The organism is Paenibacillus sp. sg306046 (assembly GCF_059821225.1).
On record NZ_JCAMRT010000001.1, the window covers coordinates 348,632 to 362,585 of the forward strand.

At 53.4% G+C, this 13,954-nt stretch carries 4 protein-coding genes and 1 pseudogene; all 5 read right to left on the reverse strand.

Annotated elements, in window-relative coordinates; all coding sequences use genetic code 11:
• Window positions 1-28 precede the first annotated feature (28 nt).
• The 5 genes and pseudogenes from AC6ROY_RS01520 to AC6ROY_RS01540 all read right to left on the reverse strand — a co-directional run bounded on the left by AC6ROY_RS01520 (window position 29) and on the right by AC6ROY_RS01540 (window position 13,923).
• Entirely contained in the window at window positions 29-8,794 is an 8,766-nt protein-coding gene (locus AC6ROY_RS01520) for an RHS repeat-associated core domain-containing protein (protein ID WP_500098191.1), read from the reverse strand.
• A 23-nt stretch (window positions 8,795-8,817) separates the two neighbouring features.
• A complete protein-coding gene (locus tag AC6ROY_RS01525; RefSeq protein ID WP_500098192.1) occupies window positions 8,818-9,696 on the reverse strand; it encodes an RHS repeat domain-containing protein in 879 nt (292 codons plus the stop codon).
• Between the two features lie 318 nt (window positions 9,697-10,014).
• Entirely contained in the window at window positions 10,015-11,061 is a 1,047-nt protein-coding gene (locus AC6ROY_RS01530) for a cohesin domain-containing protein (protein WP_500098286.1), read from the reverse strand.
• A 126-nt stretch (window positions 11,062-11,187) separates the two neighbouring features.
• Window positions 11,188-11,952, reverse strand: a pseudogene (locus AC6ROY_RS01535) (fibronectin type III domain-containing protein); the annotation flags it as partial.
• A gap of 63 nt (window positions 11,953-12,015) precedes the next feature.
• Complete coding sequence (locus AC6ROY_RS01540; RefSeq protein WP_500098287.1) at window positions 12,016-13,923, reverse strand: fibronectin type III domain-containing protein; 1,908 nt, start codon at window positions 13,921-13,923, stop codon at window positions 12,016-12,018.
• Window positions 13,924-13,954 lie beyond the last annotated feature (31 nt).

Sequence of the window (13,954 nt, forward strand, 5' to 3'; positions counted from 1 at the left end):
CTCCAAGATTAAAATTTATTGTAAATTTCTAACGTTGTTTTAACCCATTTTTATCAAAATAGACGGGCTCTTTACCTACAGGGTTTATTTGCGAAGTACGCTGAGGAGATCCTAATTGTTCTAGTAATTCTATAAGTAGTTTATCATCTGGGCTAGGTCGTGCTGTACCACGTGGATGAGTATGAGATATTAGGATTACATCCTTTCCAACAGGGATATTTACTCGATTATGAACACCAGAGTATAATTCATAGTATCCTCCTCTTCCATTTCTTCCTACCCCCATCCGATAAACTTGTGCAAATTCTACATGGTATTCTTTAGTGAGAAATTCCATTTTCTCTGGAGATAATCGCTTAGGGATCACCATGCCTTTGGACCCAGGTAATGCAGTAACATCAACAAATATTTTTCCATCCGGCATATACCTATTTATTATTGAGCCACCTTCACTGAGCCCCCTAATCCCCCCACGCCCCAACCATCGCCCAACACTTTTCTCCGCAGCGATAATGCCTTGGGTCGCATACTTGCCTGCGTGCTTGAGACCTGGGATCGGCACCAGGCTCAGCGTGGAGCCGATTCCGTCTGCCCAGCGGTCCGCGCTCGACATCTGTTGCCCTGTCACCAGATTAACACCGCTGAAGGCTTGCTGGAAGCCCTTCACCGTACCGACCAGCGGTACCGCGTCGATCAGGAAGTCTCCTCCCTTGATCCACGGGGACGTATCTCCGTCACGGCTCAAGCCAAACGGGTCGATGTACGAGACCGGGTTGCCGTTCACATACGCATACCGGTTTAACGTTTGGCCTGCATCCATCGTTCCCGTCAACACATCGCGGTTGATGAAGCGTTTGATCTCCGGATTGTAATACCGGGCGCGCATGTAATACAGCCCGTTATCATCCGTTTGCACGCCGTCCCGTCCGTTGTACTGGAATGGGTTCGGAGTGTTCCCCTGCTTCTGCAGCGTTTCACCGTAAGGACCATACGTGTACCGGTCGGTGACCTGTCCGGCGAGGTCTGTCAAGGCCACCGTGCTGCCTCGGCGGTCATAGTGATACACCCGGTAGCTGCCTGTGCTGTCTTCACGGCCAATCAGCCCGAGGCCATACACATAGCGGGCCTTGACTTGACCTTGACTGTCCTTCTCCATCAGCAGCTGGGACAGCGCCGCATGCGGGTTGATCACGAAGCGCGTCGTCCCCCCGCCGGCGTCCTGACGAGCAATTCGCTGGTTCTCGCTATTATAGGTGTAGCGGATGTCTCCAGCTTCCAGCAAACGATTGCGCGCGTCATACCCGAAGCTGACCATCGCTCCGCCTAGCGGACCAAAGGTCATGTTGCCGTCGGCATCATAAACGACCGCTTGCCCCTTGTAGGCGGCCAGCCGATTGTCGGCCGTGTACGTCATGCTGACGAAGGTACCGGCTCCATTCCCAAGCAACGCCCTGGCTTCGCCATATACAGCGGAGGTGACCGCAGCAGTCCCGGCTCCTGCTCGGGGCCCATACACCGCTGCTTGTACGGAAGACGGCAGCCTGGCAGCTGTCAACGCGTTGGTTTCCCCGGTCACATTGCCTGCCTCGTCATACGTATACATGTAGCGGCTGATCCAGACGCCGTTCGCGAGTTTGTCGGACAAGGTGACGAGCTGCCCGGCAGCATCGTAGGTCCGGCTTTCAACGGAACCGTCTGGTCGGGTGGTTTGCACCAGGCGGCTGTTAGCGTCGTAGGCGTAGGTCGTTTTCCGATTAGCCCAGTCGGTTACACCGGTCATTCGGCCTGCGGCATCGTAAGCATACGATACTTGCTTGCCGTCCGGGTAGGTCAGGCTGGTCAACTGTCCCTCTTCGTCGTAGGCGTAGTTCAGCTTGTTGCCGTCTTCATCCGTATACGACTCGACACGGTTCAGCTTGTCGAACGTACGCGTCAGCACTTTGCCGGAAGACGAGGTAACCGCAGTCACATTGCCATTCGCATCATACGTATAAGAGACTCCGCCGACGGCGTCCGTAAACCCGCCCAGCCGGTCGTTGTCCGTATACCTGAACACGGTTTCCTGCTTTCTGCCGTTGATCTCCTTCGCTGGAAGTCCGTTTGCATGGTACTCGTATTGATGCGTGCCGCCTGCCGCATTTGTTTCCTTGACCAGGCGGCCTGTCGCATCGTACTCGTAAGTGCTGGTATTGCGGTTCGGATCGCTCACAGCGGTCACTTGACTCAGCGCGTTAAACACGGATTTGCTCGTGCCTTGCTTCGCATCCGTCACCTCGGTCAAGCGGCTAAGCTTGTCGTAAGTAAACGTGGTTGCGCGGTTCAACGGGTCGGTGACCTGCTTCAGCCGATTCAGCGCATCAAACTGCTGGGTTACTTGACGACCAAGCGCATCTTTGATTTCAATCGGATTGCCTGCTTCGTCAAAGACAGCCTGATACACACGGTTGCCCAATGCATCAATAACAGCCGTATTGCGATCAAGCTGGTCATACACATAGCTGACCCGTTGACCCAGCGGATTTGTAACGCTTGTCAGGCGGCCCTTCGCATCGTAGGCGTAGGCGGTCTTTTGTCCTTTGGCGTCTAACGCCTCGGTGACACGACCTTCACGATCATAGGTGAATTTGGTAATGCGGCCTAAAGGATCGGTCACCGATGTCAGACGGTTGTCCAGGTCGTACTGATAGGAGGTGACCTGACCTTTTGCGTCCTTGGACGTCAGCGGCTGTCCGGCCGAATTATACGTATAGCTTACGGCATAGCCGGAAGGATCGACGACACGTGTGACGAGATCACGTTTATCGTACTCAATCGCAGTCGATTTACCGCTGCTGTTCTGGATCGACGTCACTCGGCCCGCCGCATCATACGCGTACTGTACCCGACTGCCGGTTGGAGCGGTTATCGCCGTAAGCAGCCCGCTGGTATAACTGTACTGGGTACGGCCTGACCGGGCATCTGTCGCTTCTGTCAATTGCCCGTTGGCATTGTAGGCGTAAGTCGTCTTCTGGCCCGCCGGATCGGTGACGCTCACAAGCTGCTGCTTGGCATCATATTCGTTGACGATGCGAAGCTGATCCGGACCGGTAACGGTCAGCAGATTTTGCCGGTTATCGTAGGTCATGCCTACGCTTTGACCGAGATGATCGGTTATCCCTGTCAGGTTGTCGCTGGCGTCATACGCAAATGTATTGGACTGGCCTGCCGGATCGGTCACCTTCGTCCGGTTGCCGTTGGCATCATAGGCAAAGGACGTGCGCTGCCCCAGCTCGCTTACGAGTTCGACCAGCTGATAATTCGCATCGTGAATCAATTGCTTGACGTTGTTTAACCGATCGGTGACCGTTGTCGTTAAAGCTCCGTTGCTTTCCGTATACGCGAACCGTGTCGTACCGTTCGCCGCCATACCGCTTTCTTGTCCGGTGATACGGCCCTCGGCGTCGTAGGTGTTCGTGAACAGCCGGACGCCTTGCTCACTGGCTGTAAGAATACGGTTCTTTCCATCGTACGTATAGACGTACTCCAGACCTGCGGCGTCGGTTATTTTGACCAAACGCCCTCCCGTATCGTAGTTGAACAGCACCTGCCGGTTCAGCGGGTCGCTTACCTTGGCCAAGCGGCCGTTATCCTGATAAGCCAGCGTCAGCGCTTTACCGGAGATCGGTTCGGTGATGCCGGTCAGCATCCCCGTAGACGAATAGGTCAAGACGACACGCTGCCCTTGCTTGCTGCGAATTTCCTGCAATGTGCCGGAAGCGGTGAAGCTGTACTCCGTTCCATTCAGCCGGATAAGCCGGTAAGCTCCGTCAGCCTGCTTGACAATCCGGTCATGGCGAACCGAACGGTCGGCGGACGTATAGACGCCAGCTTCAAGCTCCTGGAAAGCATTGCGCTGGTTGGCGTTCCAATGCAGCACAAGCTTGCCGACGCCCGCAGGCTCCACACGAGTCTCATAGTTATGCCCCCAGCCGGCGCCAAGCTTGCCCGCGTTCAATAGCAGCGAATGATATTGAATGGCAAACGGCACATCAACTGCGCCATGCACGCTTAGCAGCGTACGCTGTATGACCTGAGCGCCTGTTGCCGTATCAATCGGGTCTGCATGCAGAGACTGCGCATCGGTTTGCGACGGGTCCAGCTTGCGAATTTCATCCACGGCCGCCTCGCCCGAGATCGCAGCTGTAGCCGCCTCAAACCGGACGGCATCGTAAGGTCCGTACGCATCCTGCTTCGAGCCTTCCCCGCTCGTCAGCACGTAGCGTTCGCCCGCCGGGATGCTTAGCGTGCTTGTCCCCTTCGCGATCGTTCCGTCAGGCTTGCGATAGGTGAAGCTTCCGCCAAACGTTACGGTTTGAGCAGCCGAGGTTACATTAACAACCGCAATGCTTTGACTGCTTTCGATCGGCTTCACCGCAAGTGCGGGATTCAATCGGTCTGTCGCCAGCAACGCATCATACGGGCCGACTATCGTAAGCGCAGCTGCTCCTGTGTTGGAAATGGCCATTTGCTGCTGGGCGGTCAACGTGTGCTGCTCGGTCGTATCCCCTCTGTGGTATGCCGCCAAGACGCCCGAAGCAGCACTTTTCACCAGATCATAGCTGCTCCCGCTGCCAAGTGACAGCGAAATCGGAGTACTCGAACGATTCGTCAACTGCGCGTGCGACCCGGAAGCCACGCTTTTGCGCAGCAGCGCAGGGGCCGAGCGATCGCTAACCGCAAAAGCATCCTTTGCGCCGATGACCATGACGGCTTCCGCCCCGGCGTTCGTCACGATGATGGCCTCTCCGGGGCCGACCTCTGTACGGTTAGCCGCGACTTGCTTCTCCCAGCTTATGATCTGGCCGGAAGCGCCCGTTTTGACCACATCCACGATCCCCCGGATATTCAGCGAGGACGTCGATTGGCCGTTATTAACGGCGCGAATCGTTTGGCCTTGTGTCAGCTCCTTGAAGAAGTTGGCCGGGCCGCTGCCGTTATCCAGTTCGACCGCTTCCCGCGGAGCCGCCGCCTGGAACGAGGTCGTACTGCTGTTGGTAATTTTAATCCGCTTATTCGCGCCGACAGACAGTGTAGCCGGGCTGCGCTTTTGGGCGGAGAGGAAGACGGAGCCGTCCGGATTATAGATGGTATAATCGAAAACACCCGTCACGCGCACGCTGACACTGCCGCTTGTCACATTTGTAAATCCTACGGTTTGCGAAGGATTCAGCGTTTGTGTAACGTAGGCGGTTTCCGAGCGATCGGCCGCCTCGAACGCGTCATAGGAAGCCCGCACCTCCATCGGTCCGGTATTCGTATTCGTCAGAACGATCCGCTTATTCGCGCCGATGACAATGCTGCTGGCGCTCGTCATGCCTTGATCCCCTGATTGGACGGCGCCGGATTCATAGTACTTCACATAATCGAACAGCCCTGCCGCTTTTATAAACTGATCTTTGCTGTCCCGGTTGAGAAGCTGAACGGTTTGCCCCGGAGCCAGTGTTTTCACATAGCTGACCGGGCGGCTGCGCTCACTGACTTGCAGCATATCGTACGGCCCCGCGAAGTCCACATTCCGGGTGTCAGCGTTCATAAAGGCCGAGCGTTCTCCGGCGTTCAGTGTGTTCGTGCCGGAGCCCCGGCTGTAAAGCTGAATGCCTCCGTCCGGCTTGTATTGTACATAGTCGAAGGAGCCATTGATCGTCAAGGCTGTTGATTTCAAGCCGATATTCACGACGTCCATTTTTTGCCCCGGCGCCATCGTTTTCACCAGCAGCGCTGGCTCCTGCCGGGCCGTCCAGGCAAAAGCGTCATACGGCCCCTTCACCGTGATGGCCGCCGTGTCCGCAGACGTAATATGGGCAAAGTGGCCTGCCTCCATGATCAGCGAGCCGGACAAGCTCGCCCGATTATATCCCGAGATCATCCTGATCGAGCTGTACTCCGCATAATCGTACTTGCCGACAATTTTGACTGAAAACATCTTTGAGGCGATATTGCGCGTTTGAATCGTCTGGCCTGGAGTCAAGGCAGCGGAATAGGTGACCGGCGTGGTACGATCCACCGCTCGGAATATATCAAAAGGGCCTGCCACCTCAATGGCTGCGCCATCCGTCCCGGCTATGCCGATGCGCTCCCCGGGACTCAGACTGCGCGTAGCCGAGACGCCTGAGGCGTACGACTTGATCGAACCATCGCCGTCATACATCGCATAATCATGACCGCCCGTAATGACAAGCGATGCCGGAGCTGCGGTCAGATTCGTGGCGTCCATGCTTTGACTGCCGCTTAAGGCTTTGACAAAAAGCGCCGGCTCTGCCCGGCTGCCAAGCTGAAACGCTTCATACGGACCACGCACCAGAACCTGGGCTTGACCGTTGTTCGTGACGATCAAGGTTTCGCCAGGAGCAACAGCCCGCAAAGCGGCTCCCGAATCCGCACGCTCGAAGGACGAGATCGCACCTGTCGTTTTGTACAGCGCATAGTCCGTCACGCCCGAGCGGCGCACGTGAAACGTGCTGGCGGCGACCTGACTGGCTTTGAGCGTCTGGCCCGGCGCCAGCGCTTTGACGAACGTGACCGGGTTGGCGCGGTCTGTCACCGTAAACAGGTCAAAGGGGCCCCACACCTCGCCGACCTTGCCTGATGTATTCATCAACGCTATTCGTTTGCCTGCATCGACTAAGGAAAGACCTGCAGCGCCGCCGACTGTATAGCTCGCTAATGCGCCATCGGGCTTATACTCGGCTACGTCGCCCGCAAACGTTGAAGTAATCCGGTATGTTTTCGCAGAGCGATTGGTGATGTCTACACTTTGATCCGGCTGCACGGGCTTGATAAACAACACAGGGTTGACTCGCTCGGCGACTTGCAAAATATCGAATGGTCCTGCTACCTCTACAGAGGCCAGGCTTGCATTCGTGACGCCTACTGTTTTGTCCTCAGGAGCTTGCAGAAAGCTCAGCGTACGGCCGCGGTCAAAGGACGTGATTTCTCCGTCTTTCGCTGTGTGAATATAATCATACGTGCCTGTCGTTTTCAAATTAACGGACTGGATCGACTTGTTCGTGACCTGGATGCTTCGGCCTGGATTCAAGGTCTGGACAACAAGCGACGGATTAAGCCGCATCGTTCTTTGAAACGCGTCAAACGGGCCTGTCACAGTCATCCCTGTCCCGGAGCTGTTCGTCAACACGACCCGGTTCTGGGAAGGAACCGAGATAGAGCCCGCTGAACGATTCCGCTCGAAGGCGACAGACGTACCGGTGTCCTTATATTCGGCATAGTCCGCTAAAGCCGTTGTGGTCAAGGAGAACGCACCCTGGGAACGGTTTATCGCCTCGAGCGTCTGGCCCGGTGCTAATGCAGCGGAGAACGTTACCGGATTCGACCTTCCGCGGAGCAGTACGGCATCATAAGCGCCAATGACATCAGCTGCCGCCGTACCGGTGTTGGAAATGGCTGCGCGTCTGGATGCGCCTAACGGCAAAGCCGTAAGCTTGCTCCCCCGTAAATAGGAAGTCATCCCTTCCTCGCCTTGGTAGAGCGCGTAATCGAAAGTACCGCTCAACGTCAACGACGCGTTGGCATTGCTTGTGTTCTCCGCCTCCATATGCTGGCCAGGCTGCAACGTCAGTAAGGCAAGAGCAGGCGTGCTTCTGCCGCTCACCTGGAAGCCATCATTCGGTCCGGACACTTCCATTGCGCTTGTGCCACGATTCGTTACGGCCAGATAGCCCCCTGATGAAATCAGGCTGGAGGTTGTACGCACGCCTCGGCCAATGGCAGAAACAGTACCCGTTTTAAGATACTCCGCAAAATCGTATGTCCCTGAAAGCGATAGTGAAAAACCTTTCGGCGTCTTATTAAACGCTTGTACACTTTGACCAACACCTAAGGACACAACAAAAGAAGCCGGCGCAGAACGGTCTGTGATGAGGAACCCGTCATACGGCGCCGCCACTTCATAAGACTTCGTATCCGTATTCGTCAGCACAGCGCTGTAGCGGGAAGCAACGCTGAGTGTCCCGGATGCTCTTTTGCGCCCATATGAAAAAATGGAACCGTCTGCCTCATAAATCGCATTATCGTATAGGCCGTCAACCGATAAAGAAATCGCCTTGCCTGATGAATTCACAGCTTCCAGACTCTGCCCGGGGCTGATTGTTTTGTAATAAACGGCGGGGGCATTGCGGCTGCTCATTTGCAGCGTCTCATACGGACCCCACACCTCATAAGCCTTCGTGTCCCGATTGGTCAACGCGATCCGCTGACCTGCGAACACGTCGTAATTTCCTGCAATACGGCGCTTGGCATAGCTGACAAGCTCGTCCGACTGATCATACTTCGCATAGTCGTTGAGACCATCTGCCTTTACATCTGTGCCTTTACCCGACGTATTCACGACATCTACGCTCTGGTTCGGCCAAATCATCATTTTCCGCAAAGCGGGTGTAGGCGAATAACTGATGTCAAACAAAACAGGACCGCTGCTGATCGTGATCGACCAGTTGGACGTATTGGTGATGATCATTCGGTGTGTCCCGTTGATGCTGTAGGTTTGCGCACCTGCGAATTTACCGAACAGGTAGGAACCGCCTTCACTGTAATATCTGGCATACTCGTGAGGCCCTCCGCTTACCTTGACCGAAGCAAAAATCGAACCGCTGCCGGGTAATGCCGTAATTTCTGCCGATGCTCCTGGCGATAAGGTATAGGACAGCGTGTCTGCAGCTCTTGCCTCCGAGACAACTAAAGCTTGAACGCCTGCGAACACAAACCATGCAGTAAGTAAAACAAGCAGCAATCGCTTCAAAATATGACCCTCCGTGAGAGAAATTAATTAGGGGAAGCTTGAAAGGCAATGTCGTCAAACCTGGCAAGCGCTGCGCCTTCGGAGCCAAACACACGCAGTTGAAGCGCCACTTGAGCTTTGACTGCGCCAGCCGGCGCTTGAACTGCCGCTTGTACTTCCTGCCAGCTGCCCGTTTCCGTCTGCCCATCAGGGGTAACGGTTAAGGCATCGACAAGGGTGTCGAATTCATCGTAGAAGGTCACGACCACTCGAATTCCAGCCTCATGAAGCTTAACTGGGAGGACAGCAGCCGTCAGCTCATAAAGGGTGCCTGCCGTGACTGACAGCTCCTGCTTGACGCCGGCGACGGCTCCAGCAGTCCCATTCACCGATACCTGCTGTGCTTGCGTTAGTTGAAGCTTGTCTGCATAGACGACCATGCTGACGCTTGATGCCTCATGCTCCGGAACCGCAACAGTTGTGCTTCCAGCAGCTCCTGCAAAGGAAGCGGAGGCTCTGGTCGGGACAGTCACCATCTGATACTCCGCCACCGCTTGCCCTGAAGCATCCGCTTGCCAAGCTACGGCAATGTCCTGCCCCTCGCCAGCCAACTCGAAATCACCATTCTTCAAATCACCATTCTTCAAATCAGCATTTGTCAATTCAGCGTTCCGCTCATGCGCCAGCAGCTGTACATGCTCAATGGCCATGCTGGCTGCTGCCTGCCCCCCGCTGCTTCGAACGGAGAGGATGTTGCCTCCGGCATCATAGGTGTACAAGAACGTTTCTCCCGAATCCAACGTCGCCGATGTCAGGCGATTCAGTTCATCGTAGCTGTACGACGAAGCGTAAAGCGGAGAGGCAGTCAAGCAGCAAAACATAACCAACAACAGTGATCCCAACTTAACTTCTAGTCTAGCCATGAATGTTTCCACCTTCCCTGGGATATAAAACTCTGATGTTTCTGCTTAAATTGAGCAGAAGCCGAAACCTTTGCAGCTTTAACTTCGCCTCACCTCCTCCCTAAATACCTACAACTATTGGATTTAATGTTAAAATACGCTTCGAAATATACCTATAAAACGAACAAAAGTCTAAACATTTCCAATAAAATTAAGGTATTAATTGGAATTAATATGATTTATAAATAAAGTTTTAGGATGCTAATTTTTTATGTTGTTACATGAAAAATCCCACCGGCTGCTTTCACCGGTGGGACGCTATTTGACCTATTGTTTATCTTACAAATTCGGCGCGTAGTTCGCGTTGGCCAGCATCTGATTCACGATATGCACCAGATCGTCATCGGCGATCAGATCCGTACCGGCTTGAGCCGTGTTATATTGGGCCGGCGTGTTGGAGGCCAGTTGTCCGTAGTAGTAGCCCTCAATCGCCAAGTCCAGCAGCGTGTATTCACCCGAACGGTTGACGTCAGGGTAGCCTTCAACGAGCAACGAATCCTCGCGGCAATCCGTGTCGTTCAAGTCAAACTCGCTTTGCGTATCGGCGATCCGGCATTTCAGCGCGTCCACCTTGCCGACGCCTTCCGCTTTCGCTTTCAGCTTCAGCTTCACAAACGTCTTCTCGCCTGTAATCCCGTAAGCTTGTCCCTGGCTCGCCACGATAAACCGCAGCACGCCGTTCTGGTTCACCGGATTGTTGTACACCTTGTGGCCCGGTACTTCCTCGAACCCAAGATAATCGAATTTCGTCGTGTCAAAGCTGACTGTAAAATCCTCAGCGTAAATGCCTGTTACATGTCTCAACTGCACTTCGGCCGTAAATTCCTGGCCCAGGGTCACCTTCTCCTCTGCGATGACGATGTCGAGCACCGGTGTGTTGGAAATCTTGACAGCCACTTCATTCGAATTGGCACTTTCGCCCATCGGATTGAATGCAGCTACCACGTAATAATAAGTGCCGCCCGCGATGACCGAAGTGTCGGTGAAATACGTCGCGTAGGTTACGTTCGAAACCGTGATGTAAGGTCCTCCTGCGGTTGACGAACGCTTGACGGTATAGCCTGTTGCGTAGTCCGCCGACTGCCAGGTCAGCAAGCTGTGCCCTGCGTTTTCTTGTCCTGTCAGGTCGGCTGGTGCTTGTGGGATTGGCGCTTGCGGCGTCGCTGACACTTTATTGGACGGCGTGCTTTCGCCAAACGCGTTGACGGCTGTGACGGTGTAGTAGTAAGTGATGCCATTGAAGACATGCGGGTCCATATAAGTAACAGCTGTTACCGTGTCTGCTATCGTTGCATAAACTCCGTTTAACGTTGTCGAACGCTTCACCTTGTAGGTTGTAGCTCCGGGCACCTCAGACCAGGACAGAGCGACCTGCGCATTTCCAGCTTGTGCCGTCAGTTGAGTCGGCGCATTCGGAACAGGGGCCTGTGGAGTCGCAGAAACAACGCTGCTTTTACCTGATTCGTTCCCTGATGTATCAACGGCCGTTATTTGGAAGCTGTAGCTCGTTCCATTGTTCAACCCCGTGACTGTGTACAAAGCAGCCGGTTTACTGACTGCAGCCACGTAAACACCATTTTGGTAAATCTTATAGCTCTGAATATCTGTTTCTGTATTAGCCTCCCAATTTAATACCACTTGTTGATCACCAGCGTTCGCAGCTAATCCAATTGGAACGGATGGCGCGATGAAATCTTTAATTAGGTATCCCGTATCCTCAATATCTATAGCGTCGATGATCAGATCCACGACATAAGGTCCATTAGCTAATTTCTGAATTTCAACGGTGTGTACGGTATTTGCAAGTCCAGTTTTTTCGTAGACGAGCGCTTGTGGTATTTCTTGACTTGAGGTTGCTTCACTGAAAGTCTCGCTGCTGCCATCAATCGTTATTTTTATGCTGGGCGAGTAGTCAGGATAGGTGCCTCCGATAATTCGAATCTTTGTCCCGCGAAACGAAAATTGAACCTTGTCATCCAATGTTGTTTTGCTTGATTGAGCACGGGTGCCGTTGTAATAAGGCGAATTGGTTGGCTTCGTCCATCCTGTGCCCACATAGCGAATAGCCTCATGTCGATCATCAAACCTCTGCCACCCAGCTTCAGGAGCAGGCAGAGCCTTCCCTACAGTCGCAGCAAACGTAGATGAAGGCGGCACAAATACGAATAACAGCACAGAAGCAAACCATGCAAGTAAAATCCGTTTCAACTTCAACATCTCCCTCGTTATTTAATGGAACGACTTCACCAGCGGGACTCTCATTTACCTAATATGTTTGTCTTACAAATTCGGCGCGTAGTTCGCGTTGGCCAGCATCTGATTCACGATATGCACCAGATCGTCATCGGCGATCAGATCCGTACCGGCCTGAGCCGTGTTATATTGAGCTGGCGTATTGGAGGCCAGTTGTCCGTAGTAGTAGCCCTCAATTGCCAAGTCCAGCAGCGTGTATTCGCCCGAACGGTTGACGTCAGGGTAGCCTTCAACGAGCAACGAATCCTCGCGGCAATCCGTGTCGTTCAAGTCAAATTCGCTTTGCGTATCGGCGATCCGGCATTTCAGCGCGTCCACCTTGCCGACGCCCTCCGCTTTCGCTTTCAGCTTCAGCTTCACAAACGTCTTTTCGCCTGTAATGCCATAAGCTTGTCCCTGGCTCGCCACGATAAACCGCAGCACGCCGTTCTGGTTCACCGGATTGTTGTACACCTTGTGGCCCGGTACTTCCTCGAAGCCAAGATAATCGAATTTCGTCGCGTCAAAGCTGACTGTAAAGTCCTCGGCGTAAATGCCTGTTACATGTCTCAGCTGCACTTCGGCCGTAAATTCCTGGCCTACATTCACCTTCTCCTCGGCAATGACGATATCAAGAATCGGTGTGTTGGAAATCGTAACAGCTGCTTCGTTCGAATTGGCACTTTCGCCCATTGGGTTGAATGCAGCTACCACGTAATAATAACTGCTGCCCGCGATGACCGAAGTGTCGGTGAAATACGTCGCGTAGGTTACATTCGAGACCGTGCTGTAAGGTCCTCCTGCGGTTGATGAACGCTTAACGGTATAGCCTGTTGCGTAGGCTGCCGACTGCCAGGTCAGCAAGCTGTGCCCTGCGTTTTCTTGTCCGATTAATTGCAACGGCGCTGCCGGGACAGGAGTGACCGGCGTTGCCGTTACCTGGTTGCTTTTAGCCGATTCAGCTTGCGCTGTATTAATCGCGGTAAGTTGAAACTTATACGTAGTTCCGTTTGTTAAGCCCTCAACCTTGTACGTCGTTAATGGTTTATTTACCGTCGCCAGGTAGACGCCATCCTTGTAGATTTTATAAGCCTGAATGCTAGAGTCTCCAGATGCCGTCCATGTCAGGTTTACTTGGGCATTGCCCGCTGTTGCTTGCAGACCAACAGGGGCATTCGGAACAGGCGCCATCGGTGTTGCCTCTACTTCACCGCTTCTGGCTGATTCGTTCTGCCAAGTATCTACTGCGGTAATCTGGAATTTGTACGTTATACCGTTGGTCAGACCGCTGATTTGATAGGCCGTAGCTGGCGCATTGACCGTAGCAAGATAAACGCCGTCCCGGTATATGTTATACGCTGACAGATCACTATCCCGATTAGCTGTCCACGTCAGGTTCACTTGGGCGTTGCCCGCTGCTACTTGCAAACCAGAAGGTACGCTGGGTGGCGTATTATCCGCTTGGGAGCCGAATACATCAAATTCGTTAATCGTAACGTTCCCTGATCCCGTGTTCCAAATAGCTGCCCTCCGCACCCCCGTTACTTGTTGAAAGGAAATACTGCGTCCATCTAATTGGGTCGCGGTGAGCGGTAAGATCAAATCATTTGAACTACCCGGATTTTTTTGTAAAACGAGCTTCAGTTGATCACTAGCTGCACCAGAAGCATGTAGTCTTACAGCATTTATAGTTACTGAAGATGGAAAGTCAAACCAAATGACGTTACTTCCGTTGCTAGAAACAGATGTTCCTGAAGAGCTATTATTGTCTGTAACCGCTTTGGTTGTACCCGAAACCGTCCAGCTAGCATTACCATGCTTCAACGTTTTTCCGTCCAACATACCGCCCGAATAGGCCAGCCCTTGCGAAACCGGAATGACCATCAGTAAAAAAAGCAAAAGCATACCCAATCTCTTCACAAAAATACCACCTCTTCTTATGATATAACCACACATAAAATACAAGATTAATTGAAATAAGTCCAAA